Below are 17,155 nucleotides of genomic sequence, written 5' to 3'. Positions count from 1 at the left end.
GGACGGGGGCTCCCGCGTGCACGGGGGCCGGGAGGCCAGGGGCAGCCGGTCCCTGTTCGTACTGGGGCAAGGGGGAAGGCCGCTCGTGCAGGCTGAAGGGGAGACCGGAGTGCGGCTGCCGTCGCAGGGCGGGGCGCCGGGTGCTGTCGACGGGAGTCGGCGCCGGGAGGTACCGCGTCACGTCGCGTGCGTGATGGACGGGAACGGACGTTGGGCTGCGCGGCGGTCCTTGCCCCGGACCGCGGGCCACAGCGCGGCGGAGACGACGGTGATCGACGTCATCGAGGCGGCGCGGTCGGCGGGGGTGCGGTGGCTGAGCCTGTACGCGTTCTCCACGGAGAACTGGGGCCGCCCGAGCAGCGAGGTCGACTTCCTCATGCACCTGGTGCGGCGCGTGGTGCGCAAGCACGCACCGCTGCTGCACGCCCGGGGCATCCGCTGCCGGTTCCTGGGCGTGTCGGACCCCAGGATCCCCGCGCCGCTGGCGCGGGACTTCGACGACCTGACGACGCTGACGGGCGCCAACCGGGGCATGACCCTGACCGTGGCGTTCGACCACGGCGGACGCAAGGACATCGTCGAGGCGGCGCGCTCCCTCATCCGCAGCGGTGCACCGGCCGACGCCCTGACCGAGGAGGCCTTCGCCGCCCATCTCCCCTTCCCCGACACCCCCGATGTGGATCTCGTCATCCGCACGTCGGGGGAGCAGCGCATCTCCAACTTCATGCTGTGGCAGGTCGCGTACGCCGAGTGGGTCTTCCCCTCCGTCCTGTGGCCCGACTTCCGCGCGTCGCACTTCGTGGAGTGCCTGCACGCCTATCAGCAGCGCGACCGCCGGTTCGGCGGCGTCACACCGGACGTGAACGGAGCACCCACACCGTGACCACCACCGACTCCCACGGCGGCGAGCCACCCCTGTTCGGCCCGGGCTCGCAGTTCGACGAGTTCTTCAACGACCCGCGCTGGGCCCTGGCCATCGTCCGGGCCACCGTGCTGGAGGCCGCCCATCCGCAGATCGGCGCCGCACTGGTCGACAACTCCACGTTCGTGGCGCACCCGTGGCGGCGGCTGCACAACACGTTCCTCAGCCTGCAGCGCATGTTCGGCGCCGATGACGCGGTGCGGGAGCGGGAGGCGAAGCGCCTGAACCGGCTGCACGCGCGGCTGAGCGGCGCCGATGCCCGCGACCGGCCGTACGACGCGATGGACCCGCACGTCCGGGCATGGGTGGTGGCGACCCTCTTCGAAAGTACCGTCGCCATGTGCCGGTTCAGCGGCCAGCCCCTCGAACAGACCACGATGGAACGCCTGTACACCGAATTCCAGGCGTACCTCGCGGCCCTGGGCGACCAGGCGGGGCATCTCCCGCCCACCCTCCAGGAGTTCTGGCCGTACTTCGACCGGATGGTGGAGGAACTGGAGGACACCGAGGCGCTGCGCATCATCCTCTACAAGCTGTTCGACCACCTGCCCGCGCCGGCGCTCCTGGAGGGCCTGCCCACGGTGTGGGCGGCCGGCCGGGCGGTCGCCGGGCCCGTCCTCGGCGCGATCACCGTGGCGTCCCTGCCGGAATCCCTGCGCCGCCGGGCGGGACTGCCGGACTTCCCCGGCGCCCGGACGCTGGCCCAGAGCGCCTACCTGGCCATGGGGCTGGCCCGGTTCCTGCCCGACGGCTGGATCCAGGCCGACGTACTGGCCGGGCTGCTGGCCATGTCCCCGGACAGTGACGACCCCCGCGCCAGGACCGTCGCCGCGGTCCGCGACGGCATCAAGCGGGCCGGGGCGCTGGTCCGGCTGATCACGCCGATCCCGGCGCAGCCCGAAACCGCCGCGCCGGGCGGCGGGCGCAGCGCCGAGGAGTTCTTCCGTACGGTGCTCGACCAGACCGGAGACGGCTACCTGGACTGGCCCGACCTGGCGGCCATGGCCCGCGAGGTCTGCGGCCGGCTCGACCTGGAAGAACCCGCGGAGACCATGCTGTACAACGCGTTCGCCGCCTGGTGGAAGGAGCTGCAGGGGGCCCTCGACAGCGACGGTGACGGCCGCATCAGCGCCGAGGAGTACGCGGCGGCGACACCGGGCCTGGCCGGGCCCGCGCTGATCAAACTGGCGGACGTGCTGTTCGACGCCACGGACGCCGACGGCAACCAGTCGATCGACGCGGACGAGTACCGGGCCCTGTTCCGCACCTGCTTCCAGCGGGACATGACCGACGCGGCGGGCACGTACTCGCGGAGCGCGTTCGTGAAGGACTTCCTGTCCTTCACGGCGGGCCGAAGGCCCTCACGGGCGTACGACCCGTTGTTCGCTCAGGCCTGAGACCCGCTCCGGCCACCCGTCGGTGCGGCCGCGCCCGCAGGGTTGTACACCCTTGGGTGCAGGCCGTCGTACACCCGTGGTGGCGGGGCGGAATACACCGGTGGGTGGCCGCGCGCACGGACGGTCCCCCCGTAGCTTCTTGTTCGTCAGGTCGCGTCCGAACGGCCGGCCGCGGCAACCGAACGAACACGAAGGCATCCGGGGGGACCACCATGCGCACGACCCAGAAGACGTGGAAGACCTTCGCCCTGGGCGGCGTGGCCTTCGCCGCGCTCCTCTCGTCCACGGCCTGCGGCCCGGCGGACAAGGGCGACGGGGCGGGCGGCGCCACCCCGGCCGGTACACCGGGCGCGTCGGCCTCCGCCGGGCCGGTGTCCCCGGGCGCCACCCCGCCCGCCGCGCCGGGCGCGTCGGCCTCCGCCGGGCCCACCTCGGCCGGGAGTCCGTCCGCCGAGCCCACCAAGCCGGCCGCGACGAGCCCGAAGACGACCGCGACCGCCAAGCCCGGTGCCTCGGGCAGCCCCGGCGGCGACGGCAAGACGGCCCTCGCGTCCTGCACCGACGCGAACGTCTCGATCACGACGACGTACTACCGGATGGATTCCACCAAGCACGTCCTCCTCACGGCCACCAACACCGGTGACAAGCCCTGCACCCTCTACCGCTACCCCTCGGTGCGGTTCGACGGCGCCCCGGACCAGATCGGTCCGCTGGAGTCCGACTGGCACGCGGTCGCCACGATCCGGCCGCGCGAGAAGGCGTACGCGGGCGTGCGCCTCTACCGGGTCGGCGAGGAGCTCCGCGTCGTGACGTCGATGACCGTCGCCTTCAGGAACAGCGACAACTCATCCGACGCGGGCAAGCCCGTCAAGGTGTCGCTGGCCGACCAGGGAGGCGGACTCAACGTCGACGCCGGCGTCGGGGTCACCTACTGGAACACCGACGTGAAGGTGGTCGAGAAGTACCTGCTGGCCACGTGACGCCCGAACGCCCGACCCCTCGCGCCCGCACCGGCCGCCGCACGGGGCCGGGCGTTCCGCGGTGCGTTCACCGGAGAGAAAGTGCCCAGGCTGCGCCCATGACGAGACCCTCCGCCGCGTTCGCGTTCCCACCCCGTGCGCTCCTCGCCCAGATCGCGGACGTGGTCTACGCGGTCGGGTCGGTGGGCATCTCCGCCACGATGCTGCACAACTGGCCCGACCCGAACGGGTACTGGCGCGACAACGACCTGTGGTCCTACGGGCTGGTGGCCGCGATCTACCTCCCCCTCGCCGTACGCCGCCGCCATCCCGTCGCGGTCTGGGTCTGCGTGGCCCTGTGCGCCGTCACCTACTTCACCCTGGCCCACTATCCGGCCGTCGCCGTGTGCGGGCCGGGTCTGGCCTGCTACACCGTCGCCGCCCGCCGTCCCCGCACCGTGTCCGTGCCCGTCGCGGTGATCACGTGGCTGGTGCTGCTGTGGGGAACGCGTCTGGCCGAGCCGGGGATCGGAGGCCTCAGCGCCGCGTTCGTCACCGCCACGGCCGCCGTCACGTGGGTGACCGGGGACGTCTCCCGGAGGTTCGCGGAACGCGGCGAGCGCCTGGCGGTCCTCACCCGGCAGCTGCGCGCCGAGCAGGAGGAGAGGACCCGCCGCGCGGTCACCGACGAGTGCATGCGCATCGCCCGCGAGCTCCACGACGTCATCGCCCACCACGTCTCCGTCATCTCCATCCAGGCGGGCGTGGCGGACTACGTGTTCACCACCGACCCGCCCGCCGCCCGCCAGGCCCTGCGCACGGCCGCGGACAGTGCCCGCGAGGCGGGCGACGAGATGCGCCGCATGCTGACCGTCCTGCGGCACGGCACCGAGCGGGCCGGCTCCCGGCAGGGCGAGGACGACGTCCAGCCCCACGGGCTGGCCGCGCTGCCGGGACTGATCGCACGGGTTCGGGCGGCCGGGGTCGGCGTGCGCGTGGCGGGCGAGGTCCCCACCAGTCTTCCCGCCGGCATCGACATGTGCGTCTACCGGGTCGTGCAGGAGGCCCTCACCAACGTCCTCAAACACGCTCCGCAGGCCGCGGTCGAGATCGCCTTCCGGCAGGACGCGACGGGCCTCGGCGTCCGCATCACCGACGACGGATCCGCCACGACCGTGCCCGCACAGCGAGATTTCCCAGGTCACGGGTTGATGGGCATGCGCGAACGGGCCACAATCTACGGCGGTGGCGTCACCGTCGGCCCCCGCCCCCATGGGGGATACCAGGTCGACCTCACCCTGCCGATACCGAACCACTTGTGATCGCGGCCGCCGGTCACTGATGTCGTGCCCCGGGGGAAGGCGAACTCATGCCCACGCTTCTCGTCGTCGACGACCAGATACTCGTCCGGTCGGGACTGGTCGCGCTCCTGAGGGCGGCCCCCGGCATCACGGTCGTCGGGGAGGCCGAGAGCGGCGAGGCGGCCGTCGTCGCCGCGGCCGAACTCCGCCCCGACGTGATCCTCATGGACATCCGGATGCCGGGTATCGGAGGCATCGCCGCCACCAGCCGCATCCTGGAGGACGCCTCCCCGGCACGGCCGAAGATCATCATTTTGACGACCTTCGACCTCGACGCCTACGTGCTCCAGGCCCTGCGCTCCGGAGCGAGCGGCTACCTCCTCAAGAACACCCCGCCCGAGCGCCTGATCTCCGCCATCCACACCGTGCACGCCGGCGACACCCTCCTCAGCCCCGCGGCCCTCCAGGAGCTCCTCGCCCTGTGCGCCCCGCGGGCCGCGGCGCCGCCCCCGGCCGCCGGCCCGCTCGACTCCCTCACCCGGAGGGAACGCGAGGTCCTCACGCTCGTCGGCGCGGGCTTGTCGAACGCCGAGATCGCCGCCCGTCTCTTCCTCAGTCCCGCGACCGTCAAGACCCACGTACACCGCTGCATGACGAAACTCGCCCTCACCAGCCGCGCGCAGGCCGTCGTGTTCGCCTACGAGGCGGGGCTGGTCACGAGGTGACGGCCATTCCCGCCGGGGAGGGGCTTCGGGGGTCGGCCGGCCGGGGGACGTAGACCGGGGAGTCCGACTGGTAGAAGAGGTCGATGTCGGCCTCCTCGCCGCCGACGATCAGGGTGTCCCAGGCGCCGCTCTCCCGCAGGGTGCGGAGGGTGGCCGGGGCGATCGAGGACAGGTGGGAGCGGAGTTCCCCGTCGTCGGGCAGGCCGGGCATCCGGGGCGCCAGCCGTTCGCGGATCCCGGCCATGCGGTCCAGCAGGGCTTCCAGATCGCTCCCGTCCGCGGCACCGGACCCGGGCCCGGCTTCCGCGCTGCGGGCGATGACGTCCTTGATGGCGCGGGTGACGCCCTGGTCGTCGGTGGTCACCATGGCGTTCCAGGCCCGGCTCTTGTGCCGGTACTGGAGCATCGACATCGCCGCCTCGTGCCGGATGAAATCGGCGTCCCGCAGTGGCTTGCCCCGCCAGGCGCGGCTGAGCGAGCGGGCCAGCGAAGTGGCGGAGGCGAGGCCGCTGTTGAGGCCCCGGCCCGGCCAGAAGTGGATCGCGTTGGCCGCGTCGCCCAGCAGGAAGCCGTAGGTGCCGGGGGCGGTCGCGGTCGGCCGGTGCAGCTGCGCGGTGAACCGCGGGCGCTGCACCATGTCCAGCCGGAAGGAGGTGATCGCGGACAGGTCCTCCTCGGCCACCCCGAACAGGCTGAGGCCCTGCCGGATCTCCTTCCACAGCGGGGAACCGCGCAGCAGGGCGGGCAGGAAGAGGGTGCCGTGGGTGGGGCAGCGGAACTCGTTGTCCTCCTCCTGGCGGCTCATCAGGCAGGGGCGGGAGGCGATGCACTCCTCGAAGACGTGCCGGACCGGGTCTATGCCGATGACGTTCTTGGCCTCCTCACGGGTGAGCCGCATGTTCAGGAAGCCCTCGCCGCGCAGCGAGTTGAGCAGGAACCGGTTCTGCGACACCGTGAGCAGCACGCTCATCGGGTCCGGCAGCCTGGACTTGACGCGCAGCCCCAGCACGATGTCCTGGAGGTGCTCGCCGTCGAGGGAGTAGATCGAGGCGTCGGCCGCGCCGAAGCGGTCCGCGTAGTGCTCCCGGGTACGGGAACGACCGCCCTCGGCGACCACCAGGACGTGTTCCTGGGTGATCCGGCCCTGTTCCTCCGCCACGTCGAAACGCCTGGGGACGAGGCGGATGGCCGGCCTGCGGTTGGCCAGGTCCAGCAGCCGGTCCTCGATGTGGGCGATCCGGACGTTGCGGGGCGGCCGGCCGTCGACGGAGTCGGGGCCGACGGGCCACATCTCGGAGTAGGCGCCGCTGTCGTCGAAGAGGGCGGAGAGCACCTCTTCGGGCAGGGCGAGGTACTGGCGGCTCTGGACGGTCACCACCTGCTGGCGGCGGAAGTTGCCCTGGGTCTCGTCCTTCCACACGACCGAGGAGCCCTTCCTGGTCCAGCGGCCGTCGTAGACGGTGACGGCGGTCCGCCCCGGCAGCATCTCGTCGAGCGCCAGGGCGAAGGCGAGGCCCACCGGACCGCCGCCGGTGACGGTCACCCGCAGCGTGCCGGGGTCCGCGGCGCTCGGCCTCGGCACGTCCAGGAGGGAGAGGTCCATGACCGTCTCCATCACGTCCTGAGCCTCGTAGAGGAACGTTTCAGCGCCGATCCGGACGCAGTCGTTCGGACGCAGTACGTGCCGCGTGACGCGCTGGTCGTTGACGAACGTGCCGTTGCGGCTGTCCCGGTCGTAGAGGACGAAACCGGCGTCCTCCATCAGGATCTCGGCGTGCAGCCGGGAGGCACTGGGGCTGACGATCACGACGCCGTTGTCGCTCTTGCGCCCGAAGCTCAGGGGCTCGCTGCCCAGAACCACGCTCTGCCCGGTGAAGGGACCCGTGCGTCCAACGATGACCGAAGGCACTCCACACTCCTTGAAGAAGACGCCTGCTGACTGCTCGTACGACAGCAACACGCCCTCGCGATCGTGTTCGGTTCAATCATTTTCGAAGATTTTCGGCCACCCCGTTGAACCGGGGGTCCCGGTCCGCTCGTGATGTTGGCGTCGGCAGGCGATCAGAGGAGAACCGCCCCCATGCACAACGAGGAATCCGAGACCGTGACGGAGAGCACGCTCACGGCCACCACCGCGGCCACCACCGCGGCCGCGCCGGAATCACCGGCCGGCGAGCGGCTGATCGCCGGCCGCTACCGGCTGCTGTCCCGGCTCGGTGAGGGCGGTATGGGCACCGTGTGGCGGGCCCGCGACGAAACCCTGCACCGCGAGGTCGCCGTCAAGGAGGTCCGCGCGCCGGCTCATCTGCGGGACGGCGACATCACGCGGATGTACAGCAGGCTGGAGCGGGAGGCGTGGGCGGCGGCCCGGATACCGGACCGCAACGTGGTGACGGTCCACGACGTGGTGATGGAGGACGACCGGCCCTGGATCGTCATGGAGCTGGTCCGCGGGCGGTCGCTGGCCGACCTGCTGCGCGCCGAGGGGCCGCTCACCCCGCGGCACACCGCGCACATCGGCGCGGAGGTACTGAGCGCGCTGCGGGCCGCGCACGCCGCCGGGGTGGAGCACCGCGACGTGAAGCCGGCCAACGTGCTGCTCGCCGAGGACGGGCGGGTGGTGCTCGGAGACTTCGGCATCGCGACGGTCGAGGGCAGCACCGCGCTGACCCTGACCGGCGAGGTGGTCGGCTCCCCCGAGTACCTGCCGCCGGAGCGGGCGCTGGGCCGCCCCTCGGGCCCCGAGTCGGACCTGTGGTCCCTCGGCGTGATGCTGTACGCGGCCGTGGAGGGGGTCTCCCCGTTCCGGCAGGACACCGCGCTGAGCACCCTGCGGGCCGTCGTGGACGAGGAGCCGCCGGTGCCGGTCCGGGCCGGCCCGCTCGCCCCGGTCATCGCCGGGCTGCTCCGCAAGGAACCGGCCGGGCGGACACCCGCCGCCGAAGTCGCCGAGGCCCTGCGGGCCATCGCCCACGAACCGGACGCCACGACGACCGCCGCCCCGGTGCTGCCGGCCCCGGCGGAACCCGCCGCGGCGGCGCCGGCGGCGGCAGCGGTCCCCTCGCCGGTGCCACCCGCCGCCCCGGAGACCGCAGTGGAGGCCTCCCCGGCCGCGCCCGCCACCGCGCCGGGCACGACGCCCACCGCCCCACGCCGCAGGCGCCGTACGGCGGCCTTCGCGGCGGGCGGCGCGGTCGCCTGCGTACTGATCACGGCCGGGCTGGTCCACGCCCTCGGCGGCGACGGCGGGGACTCCGCTCCCGGTCCGGGCGGCGTACGGATGTCGGTGACGGGCGCGAACACCACCTACACCGGCAGCTGCCCGACCCCCGAGAGCCGGGCCCCGGCCTTCACCGCGACCTTCAGCGCCTCCGAGCCCACCCTGATCTCCTACCGCTGGGTGTCCGGCGACGGCTCGGTGGTGGACCCGCACTGGCGCACCCTGTCGATCGGGAACGAGGCCGACCCCACCGGGCGCGACACCGTACGGCTGACGACCTACGCGAAGGCGGGCACCCTGACCACCGGAATGGCCGTGGAACTCCAGAGCCCCACCCGCACCACCTCCAACCCGGTTCCCTTCTCGATCACCTGCACCGGCTGAGAACGGGGGCGGACTCGAATTGACCCGGGATTCCACGCTCGCAATGCACCGTTCTCCGGGTCTTTTCGGGGCCTAGGTTGAGTGGTGCCGCCGGGAACACCGGGCGGCGGGCCCACTGAGATCCAGGAGTGACCATGACGTTCACCAGTGCCGCAAAGCCCGTTCTCGTCCGCGCCGAGGAGGCCGAGACGCTGCAGGACGGAGCGACCAGCCTGATCACGCTGCTGGCCGACGCGAACGCCACGGGAGGTGCGCTGACCGCCAACCGCGCGACCCTGCACGAGGGCTCGCCGGGTGCCCCCGCGCACTTCCACACCCGGGCCACCGAGATGTTCCACGTCCTCGACGGGTCCGTGCGGATCCTGCTCGACGACCAGGTCCTCACGCTCGGCCGGGGCGACTTCCTGACCGTCCCGCCGACCGTGCCGCACGCCTTCGCGCCGGCGCCGGGCAGCGAGGCCGAGATGCTCGTCGTCTTCACTCCGGGGATGGACCGGTTCGACTACTACCGGCTGTTGGAGCGGGTGTACCGGGGCGGGGCCTCGGTACAGGACATCCGCGACAGCTCCGAGCGGTTCGACAACCACTACGTCGAAAGCCCCGTCTGGCAGCGGGAACTCGCCCGGCGCTGAACCCACCGCCCGCCCGCGGGACGCGGTTCACGGCGCGGGCGGCAGGATCCGGCAGAGCGCTTCGAGGGCCGCGGCATAGGCGTGGTCGGACGGGGTGGCGTAGCCGACGACCAGCCCGTCGAACGGTACGGTCCCGGCGGCGGGGTGCCGGAAGCCGGCGAGGCCGTCGAGTGCGAGGCCGATCCAGGTGGCGGCGTTCACGGTGGCGGCCTCGGTGCCCGGGGGAAGCCGCAGCACCGCGTGCAACCCCGCGGCGATACCGGTGACTTCGACGTGCGGCGCGTGCTCGGCGAGCGCGGCGACGAGCCGGTTGCGGCGGTCCCGGTAGCGCTGACGCATCTGCCGGACGTGCCGGTCGTAGGCACCCGAGGTGATCAGGTCCGCGAAGGTGAGCTGGTCGACGACGCTGGTCCAGCGTTCGCGCCGGCCCTTGGCCGCGAGGAGCGGACCGACCAGGCGTTCCGGCAGCACCATCCAGCCCAGCCTGAGCGCGGGCGAGACGCTCTTGCTGGCCGACCCGACGTAGAGCACGTGGTCGGGGTCCAGCGCCTGGACCGCGCCGATCGGTTCGCGATCGTACCTGAACTCCCCGTCGTAGTCGTCCTCGATCACCACGCCGCCCCGGGCACGCGCCCAGTCGACCGCCGCGTTGCGCCGCTTCGGATCGAGCGGTCCACCGACGGGGAACTGGTGGGCGGGGGTGAGCAGCACCGACCGCACGCCGCGCCGCCCGTCCAGTTCCTCCGTTCTCGTGCCCAGCTCGTCCAAGCCGAGCGGTACCGTCCGCACGCCGTCGGCGGTCAGCAGGGCGCGGTGGAACTCCAGGCCGTACGCCTCGACGGCGAGGGTGCCGCGCAGCACGCCGCCGCCGAACAGCAGCCGCAGCGCGTCGGAGAAACCCGAGCAGATCACGATGCGCTCCGGGTCGGTCCGCACGCCCCTCACCCGGGCGAGGTAGTCCGCGAGCGCGGTGCGCAGTTCGATGCGGCCCTGCGGGTCGCCCGGCCCGAAGGCCTCGTGCGGTGCGGCGCCGAGCGCGCGGCGGGTCGAGGTCGACCAGGCGTTCCTCGGGAACGACGAGGCGTCGGGCTGACCCTGCGTCAAATTGTGCACGGGCACGGCGAATCCCGTGACCGCCTTCTTCGGCACGCGCACCGTCCTGGCCGGCGCGGCGCGTTCCGCGACCCTTGTGCCCGAGCCCTGCCGGGCGGTCAGCCAGCCTTCGGCGACCAGTTCCGCGTAGGCGTCGGCGACCGTGTTCCGTGCGATGCCGAGGTCGGCCGCGAGCGACCGGTAGGGCGGTAGCCGGATCCCGGCGGCCAGCCGTCCTTCCTGGATCGCCTCGCGCAGGGCCCGGGCGAGGGCCGCCCGGCGTGAACCCGTCCCGGCCAGTTCGAGGTGCAGGTCAGCACCGATCCGCTCGGCGGAATTGACCCAGGATCCGGACACTTGAATGCACCTCTCCGATGGTCTGTGGGCTCCCTAGATTAATGACCATGACAAACGCCACCGCGTCCCGAGTCAACTTCGCCGCCCTCGCGCCCAAGGCGTTCAAGGCCCTCGTCGGTTTCGACACCGCGGCCCGCGAGGGCCTCGACCCGGCCCTGGTCGAGCTGATCCAGATCCGCTCGTCCCAGCTCAACGGCTGCGCCTTCTGCCTCCACGTGCACGTCGGTGACGCCCGCAAGGCGGGTGAGGACGACCTCCGGCTGCACCTGGTCGCGTCCTGGCGCGAGGCCGGGCAGTGCTTCTCCGCCAGGGAGCAGGCCGCGCTCGCCCTCACTGAGGCGGTCACCCTGATCTCCGTGGACGGGGTACCGGACGAGGTGTACGCCCGGGCCGCCGCCGCGTTCGACGACACCGAACTCGCGCATGTCCTCGCGGCCGCCTGCTCGGTCAACACCTGGAACCGGGTCGCCGTGAGCACCGCCAAGGGCGCCGGCGCGGACGTCCGCAGATGATCCGCTCCCGCTGACCCGCTCGGCCCCGGTCTCCCCCGGCCCGCGCGCGGGGGGGCCGCCGTAAATGCCTCGACAACGGTCGCGCTGATCGGGGACGCTTCGCGCGATGACCAGAATCGATGACACTCCTTCCGCATGGGACGAGCGCACTCAGCTCACTACGTTCCTCGACTACACCCGTGACACCGCCCGCGCCAAGTGCCGGGGCGTTTCCGCGGAGAACGCGCGCAAGGCGCTCCTGCCGGGCTCACCGCTGATGACCATGAGCGGGGTGATCAACCATCTCCGCTGGGTCGAGTACTACTGGTTCCAGGTGGTGTTCCTCGGCGAGGAGGACCAAGGGCCCTGGACCGAGGAGGACCCCGACCGGGAGATGCGCATCGCCGTCGACTTCCCGCTCCCGCAGTTGCTCGGCGAGTACGCCGAACAGAGCGCCCGCTACCGCGAACTCGTCGACGGGCGCGGCCTGGACGAACGGGCCGTACGGGCCGTACGCGACGGCGTGCACGTCGACCTGCGCTGGATCCTCCTTCACCTCACCGAGGAAACGGCCCGCCACAACGGCCATCTGGACATCCTGCGCGAGATGCTCGACGGCACGACCGGAGGCTGACCGGCCGTCCCGGCAGGTTCCAGGTTCGCGCGGCCGCCACGTAGGCGTCCACGGAGGGTCTGCCGGGCTTTCCACGTGTTCCTCACGCGGGCAGGACGCCCGGACCGACGTGAGGTCGCCGATCCGGCGAAAACGCGTGGACGGGAGCGAAGTCCAGCGACAGGGACACGGGGCCCCGCGTGTACAGGCCGGTCTCCCGGTAGCGGAAGCCGGGACTGTAGCGGACCTCGTCGAGCAGGGGCAGGAGCATCGCGGCGACGGTGTCGATCTCGGCCCGCGCGAAGGCCGCGCCGACGCACTGGTGGAGTCCGGTACCGAAGGCCATGTGCTGGGCGGCCGCGGTGAAGGAGCGGGCCGTGCCCAGGTCGGGGCGGTGGATGTCGAAGGTGTCCGGGGCGGCGAAGGCACCGGGGTCCCGGTTGGCCGCGCCGATCATGCAGAAGACCGTGGCACCGGCCGGGACCGCGGTGCCGGCGAAGACCGCGCTCTCCTTCGCCTGGCGGGGTATGAGCTGGACCGGCGGGGTGTAGCGCAAGGTCTCCGCGATCGCGGCGGGAAGCAGCCCGAGGTCGCGGCGCACCTCCGTCAGCTGCTCGGGGTGGTCGATCAGGTGCTTGAAGAGCAGGGCCAGCGTCTTGTCGGCGGGCTCGGTGGCGGCGGCGAGCACGTTGATGATCAGTGCGGTGACCTCGCGATTGCTCATGGCGACCCCGTCGAACTCGGCGGTGCAGAGCTTCGATATCAGGTCGTCGCCGGGGTGGCGGCGGCGCTGTTCGATGACGGGGACGAGGTAGGCCTCGAGCTGTTCCGCGCAGTCCAGGCAGTGCCGGCGTCGCTCGGGGGTGAGGGCGAGGCTGGTGATGAACTCGGCCACCCCGCTGTGCCAGGCGGCGACTTGCCGCCAGTCCTTCCTGTCCAGTCCGAGCACGTCGAGCGTCACGTGGACGGCGAGCGGCTTGCCGAAGTCGTTCACGAGGTCGATCCGGCCCCGGGCCAGGAAGGGGGCCAGGAGGTCGGCGGCGTTGGCGTGGACGGCGCGCATCTGGTCCTGGAGGGCCGCACCGGTAAAGGCTCGGACGACGATCTTCCGCTTGGCGGTGTGCTCGGCCCCCGTCATCTGCGCCAGGACCGGCCCCCGCATCACCGGCTCGGCCCGCACCTGCAGCGTCTCCGTCGTGAACGCCTCGTGGTCGGTCAGCACGCGCTTCACGTCGTCGTGGCGGGAGAGGAAGTAGCTGTCGATCGCCGGCTCGTAGTGCACCGGAGCCCCTTGCCTCAACCGTCCGAAGTGGCGGTAGGGATCGGTGGCGAACCCCTCGGACAGAACGCTGAAACGGGAATCGGAGTGCGGCACGGCGAAGACCTCTCCAGGTACTGGTACGCATCACGTTGCGCGGGAAGGGGGGACGGCGCCGGGCGCGAACCCCGGTGGCGGCGGCCCTCGTTGGCGCCGCCCCGGTCACGACGGCGTTGGTGAACCCTACGGTGCCCGGGCCGGTCCCGCCCTCCCCGCACGGCCGGCCGGTGTGGGGGCGGATCCGTACGGTGTCCGCGCGGAGATGCCGTCAGCCGGCCGGCGGAATGCTTAGGATCGGGCGTGGATCTGACATGGGCGGAAGTCTGCGGACGACGGTTGCGGCGGCACGGCCTGTCGTCGCCGCTGGGCACTCCGGCGGAGGCGGCGGCAGCGATGTGCGGCGCGCACGCCCAGGTGTTGTCGGCCGCCGAGGTGTCGATCGGCTTGAGGCTGGACGGCGTGACGCGCACCGACGTGCGGGAGGCGCTGTGGTCGGAGCACAGCCTGATCAAGACGTTCGGGCCGCGCGGTACGGTCCATCTGCTTCCGGCGGCGGAGCTGGGCCTGTGGTGCGGGGCCCTGGGAGCGGTACCGGCGGCCGGATGGCTCGCGCCCGAGGCGCGGTTGACCGGGGAACAGACCGAGGAACTCGTCGTCGCCATCGGAGTGATCCTGGCGGAGGCGGAGCTGACCGTGGACGAGCTGACCGGAGCACTGGCCGAGCAGGTCGGGGCGTGGGCCGTCGATCCGGTGATGCCCGCGTTCCAGACGATGTGGCCGCGCTGGCGGCAGATGGTCGCGACCGCCGCTCACAGGGGTGTGCTGTGCTTCGGCCCGGACAAGGGCCGCAGGACCACGTACACCAACCCCGGCCGCTGGCTGCCCGGTTTCGCCCCCGCCCCGCCGTCCGAGGCGGTCGACTGGCTGCTGGGCCGCTACCTGCACTCCTACGGGCCGGCGACTTCGCAGCACTTCGCCCGGTGGCTGGCCACCACGCCCGCCTGGACTCGCCGCCTGTTCGAAGCGGCCGGCCTGACCGAGGTCTCCGTGGAAGGTACCCGTGCCTGGACCTCCCGAGCGGACGCGGAACCCGGCGAGAGCGCGCGGGGCGTCCTGCTGCTGCCGCACTTCGACTCGTTCACGGTCGGCTCGCAGCCACGGGAACTGCTGTTCCCCGGTGCGGCGCGGCAGCGGGCGCTCGCCAGGAGCAGCCAGGCCGGGAACTTCCCCGTCCTCCTGATCGACGGCGTGGTGGCCGGCGTGTGGCAGCAGAAGAAGACGGGCGGCACGGTCTCGATCACCGTCGAACCGCTCCGCCCCCTGACCGCCCGTCAGCACCGCCAACTCGGCGAGCAGGTCGAAAGGATCGGCGCCGTCCTCGAAGCCCGGCCCGCCTTCACCCTCGGCCCCGTGAACGTCGGCGCCCACGCCTGACGCGGCCCGGTTCAGCGCAGGAGAGCGCCGCGCAGGGTGATGCCGTGCCGCGTGCGGAGGCGTCGCAGCTCCCACATCGCCACGGCGGTGACGGTCAGCGGCGCTCCCAGCACGAAGGCCAGCCGCACGCCCGGCGGCACACCGTCGTAGGCCCCTCGGAACAGGTCGAAGAGGGCGACTTCCCATACGAGGAGGGTCGCGAGCAGGGGCGGAACCGTCTCGTGGAGGTCCGCCGTCCGGAAGACGTGCACGAGGGACTGGGCGATCCCGTAGAGGACGAAGGGGGCGAGCCACAACAGGAACGCGCCCAGCGCGAACAGCAGGACCACCCGCCCCGCGGACGCCGTCCAGTCCGTTTCCGCGTCCACGTAGCCGAGCCCCGTGATCAGCCTCGGCACGGCGAGCGCGACGACCAGCGCGAGCAGCGCCCCCGCGGGCTTGCCCACGCGGCGCAGGAACAGCCTCCGGTTGGGCGGGCGGGCCGCGATGACGAAGGCGGCGACGGCGATCGGGAAGGTCACCGCCAGCACGATGAGGGTGGTACGGATCTGATCGAAGCGGTCGTGCACCACGGCGTCGGCGTCCGCCGCCAGCCCGTAGGACAGCATCATCCACGTGATGGCGACCAGTCCGATGACCGTACGGATGACCTGGGCCCTCTTCACCACCGGATCGTGCACGCGGTCCGGTCGGGACGGCGTGAACACCGCGCGCGCCACGGCGATCGGGTTGAAGAGGCGTCCGAAGGTGAGCCGGCGCACGGCCGGCGGCTGTCCCGCCCCGTACGGATTCCACGGCGCCTCGCCGGCGCCCCCGCCTGTGCTCATGCCCGTGTCCTTCGTGTCGTCGTACCAGGAGTCACGAGGAGGATAGGCGGATCTCCGCGCGCGTGACAGCGCCTCGGTCCCGGGGCCGGCCTGCCCCACCGCCGGGCCGGCGCCCGTCAGCCCGCCGTGCGGCGCGGGAGGAGGAACGGGGTCGCCAGGAGGAGTACGCCGGCCAGGGCGAGGGCGGTTCGCGGGCCGAGCAGGGCGCCCAGTACGCCCCAGGCGGCGGTCAGCAGCGCGGTCGAGGCCTTGGACGTCACCGCCCAGGCGGACAGTGTGCGGGCCACCCGGCCGGTCGGGGTGCGCCGGAGACGGTGGGTGGCGCAGACGGGGTTGAAGATCCCGCAGCAGAGGATGAGCCCGAATTCGACGCCCATGACCAGCAGGAGCCCTGCGGTGCCCGGTCCCACGAAGGCCAGGCCGAGGGGCCAGACCGCGCGCATCCACCCGGCCACGACCAGGACCCGGTGCTGTCCGAACCGGGCGGCGAGGGGCTGGGCCAGCCGTGAACCGAGCAGTCCGCCGATCGAGGGCACGGCGAAGGCGAGGCCGTACTGCCACGGCGCGAAGCCGAGCGGGCCGAGCATCAGGACGGCGAGCAGTGGCTGCGCGGCCATCACCAGGCCGTTGAACAAGGTGGTGTTGAAGAGCAGCGGACGCAAGGTGGCGTCGGCGAGGACGTACCGCCAGCCGTCGAGCAGGTCCGCGGCCCGCATGCGTCCGGCCTCCCGGTACTGGGGCGGCGGCTCGTTCCCGCCCGCCGCGCGGATGCCCAGGGCCGAGAGCAGGTAGGTGACGGCGTCGGCCACCACCGTCGCCACCGGACCGAGGAGCCCGATCGCGGCGCCCCCCAGCGGCGGTCCGATGATCGTGGTCGTCCAGGCCGTGGACTCGAACCGGGCGTTGGCGACGAGCAGGTCCTCGGCCGGCAGCAGCGTCTTGAGGTAGGCGCCGGAGGCGGCGCGGAAGGAGATGTCGGCCGCGGCGACGACGACCGAGACCAGCAGGAGCTGGACGAAGGTGAGCTCGCCGAGCGCGTACGCGGCGGGGACGGTCAGCAGCGCCCCGCACCGCACCAGGTCCATCGCGATCAGCACCGGCTTCTTGCGGCGGAACTCGACCCACGGGCCGAGCGGGACCGCCACGGCCGCGCCCACCGCGGCGCCCACGGAGGAGAGCGCGGCGACCTCGGCCGGTCCGGCGTGCAGCACCTGGATGGCGATCAGCGGGAACGCTCCGAAGGCGAGCCACGTACCGAGCGCGCTGGTTCCGTACGCTGCCCAGAGCCAGCCGAACGGCCGCCCCAGCCGGTGCCCGCCCCTCATGCCCCCGACGCCCCTTGCACTTGCACTTGCCCTTGCCCCTGCCCGCAGCCGCAGCCGCAGCCGCAGCGCACCCGCACAACCGATCCGCGACCGGACGCATCAAAGCGCGCGCGGCACCCGGGGATCAAACAACCGCAGCGCCACCGGCCACAACCAAC

Annotated in this window: 15 protein-coding genes; 10 read left to right on the top strand and 5 right to left on the bottom strand. The window is 72.5% G+C overall.

The features are described from left to right. Window positions 1-115: 115 nt before the first annotated feature. From uppS to ABZZ17_RS03375, 5 genes are all read left to right on the top strand, one after another. Window positions 116-883: a polyprenyl diphosphate synthase gene (gene uppS / locus ABZZ17_RS03395; protein WP_356871615.1), complete on the top strand. Its 768-nt coding sequence runs from the start codon at window positions 116-118 to the stop codon at window positions 881-883. Beyond that, window positions 880-2,319 carry an oxygenase MpaB family protein gene (locus ABZZ17_RS03390; protein WP_356871452.1) on the top strand — a complete coding sequence of 480 codons (1,440 nt, stop codon included), beginning with the start codon at window positions 880-882 and terminating at the stop codon, window positions 2,317-2,319. Before uppS ends, ABZZ17_RS03390 begins: the two co-directional genes overlap by 4 nt. Before the next feature lie 212 nt (window positions 2,320-2,531). Next, the gene (locus tag ABZZ17_RS03385; protein WP_356871450.1) at window positions 2,532-3,299 is read left to right on the top strand and encodes a DUF4232 domain-containing protein; all 768 of its coding nucleotides are present in this window, start codon (window positions 2,532-2,534) and stop codon (window positions 3,297-3,299) included. A gap of 98 nt (window positions 3,300-3,397) precedes the next feature. Next, window positions 3,398-4,600 (top strand): histidine kinase, encoded by a 1,203-nt coding sequence (locus ABZZ17_RS03380; RefSeq protein WP_356871448.1) that lies wholly within the window; start codon window positions 3,398-3,400, stop codon window positions 4,598-4,600. Between the two features lie 47 nt (window positions 4,601-4,647). Continuing rightward, window positions 4,648-5,304 carry a response regulator transcription factor gene (locus tag ABZZ17_RS03375; RefSeq protein ID WP_356871446.1) on the top strand — a complete coding sequence of 219 codons (657 nt, stop codon included), beginning with the start codon at window positions 4,648-4,650 and terminating at the stop codon, window positions 5,302-5,304. Here ABZZ17_RS03375 and ABZZ17_RS03370 read toward each other — a convergent pair. Continuing rightward, window positions 5,294-7,213 carry an FHA domain-containing protein gene (locus tag ABZZ17_RS03370; RefSeq protein ID WP_356871444.1) on the bottom strand — a complete coding sequence of 640 codons (1,920 nt, stop codon included), beginning with the start codon at window positions 7,211-7,213 and terminating at the stop codon, window positions 5,294-5,296. The genes ABZZ17_RS03375 and ABZZ17_RS03370 overlap by 11 nt on opposite strands. Before the next feature lie 171 nt (window positions 7,214-7,384). Here ABZZ17_RS03370 and ABZZ17_RS03365 point away from each other — a divergent pair, with 171 nt between their 5' ends. Further along, complete coding sequence (locus ABZZ17_RS03365; RefSeq protein ID WP_356871442.1) at window positions 7,385-8,908, top strand: serine/threonine-protein kinase; 1,524 nt, start codon at window positions 7,385-7,387, stop codon at window positions 8,906-8,908. 134 nt (window positions 8,909-9,042) lie between these two features. After that, window positions 9,043-9,540, top strand: a complete 498-nt coding sequence (locus ABZZ17_RS03360; RefSeq protein WP_356871440.1) for a cupin domain-containing protein — start codon at window positions 9,043-9,045, stop codon at window positions 9,538-9,540. A gap of 27 nt (window positions 9,541-9,567) precedes the next feature. Here ABZZ17_RS03360 and ABZZ17_RS03355 read toward each other — a convergent pair whose 3' ends face one another. Further along, window positions 9,568-10,989: a PLP-dependent aminotransferase family protein gene (locus ABZZ17_RS03355; protein WP_356871438.1), complete on the bottom strand. Its 1,422-nt coding sequence runs from the start codon at window positions 10,987-10,989 to the stop codon at window positions 9,568-9,570. A gap of 41 nt (window positions 10,990-11,030) precedes the next feature. Here ABZZ17_RS03355 and ABZZ17_RS03350 point away from each other — a divergent pair, with 41 nt between their 5' ends. Continuing rightward, window positions 11,031-11,501: a carboxymuconolactone decarboxylase family protein gene (locus ABZZ17_RS03350; protein WP_356871436.1), complete on the top strand. Its 471-nt coding sequence runs from the start codon at window positions 11,031-11,033 to the stop codon at window positions 11,499-11,501. 106 nt (window positions 11,502-11,607) lie between these two features. Beyond that, complete coding sequence (locus ABZZ17_RS03345; RefSeq protein WP_356871434.1) at window positions 11,608-12,114, top strand: DinB family protein; 507 nt, start codon at window positions 11,608-11,610, stop codon at window positions 12,112-12,114. A gap of 82 nt (window positions 12,115-12,196) precedes the next feature. Here the strand turns inward: ABZZ17_RS03345 and ABZZ17_RS03340 are convergent, their stop codons facing one another. After that, complete coding sequence (locus ABZZ17_RS03340; RefSeq protein WP_356871432.1) at window positions 12,197-13,468, bottom strand: cytochrome P450, cyclodipeptide synthase-associated; 1,272 nt, start codon at window positions 13,466-13,468, stop codon at window positions 12,197-12,199. 243 nt (window positions 13,469-13,711) lie between these two features. On the opposite strand from ABZZ17_RS03340, the gene ABZZ17_RS03335 reads away from it, so the two are divergent. Next, the gene (locus tag ABZZ17_RS03335) at window positions 13,712-14,845 is read left to right on the top strand and encodes a winged helix DNA-binding domain-containing protein (RefSeq protein WP_356871430.1); all 1,134 of its coding nucleotides are present in this window, start codon (window positions 13,712-13,714) and stop codon (window positions 14,843-14,845) included. A gap of 11 nt (window positions 14,846-14,856) precedes the next feature. Here ABZZ17_RS03335 and ABZZ17_RS03330 read toward each other — a convergent pair whose 3' ends face one another. Further along, window positions 14,857-15,672: a hypothetical protein gene (locus tag ABZZ17_RS03330; protein ID WP_356871428.1), complete on the bottom strand. Its 816-nt coding sequence runs from the start codon at window positions 15,670-15,672 to the stop codon at window positions 14,857-14,859. Between the two features lie 116 nt (window positions 15,673-15,788). Then, window positions 15,789-16,997 carry an MFS transporter gene (locus ABZZ17_RS03325; RefSeq protein WP_356871426.1) on the bottom strand — a complete coding sequence of 403 codons (1,209 nt, stop codon included), beginning with the start codon at window positions 16,995-16,997 and terminating at the stop codon, window positions 15,789-15,791. Window positions 16,998-17,155 lie beyond the last annotated feature (158 nt).

It is taken from the genome of Streptomyces sp. NPDC006512 (assembly GCF_040611935.1).
Lineage (GTDB): Bacteria > Actinomycetota > Actinomycetes > Streptomycetales > Streptomycetaceae > Streptomyces.
The sequence above is the reverse complement of the archived record's forward strand: the minus strand, read 5'-3'. Positions and strand labels throughout refer to the sequence as shown.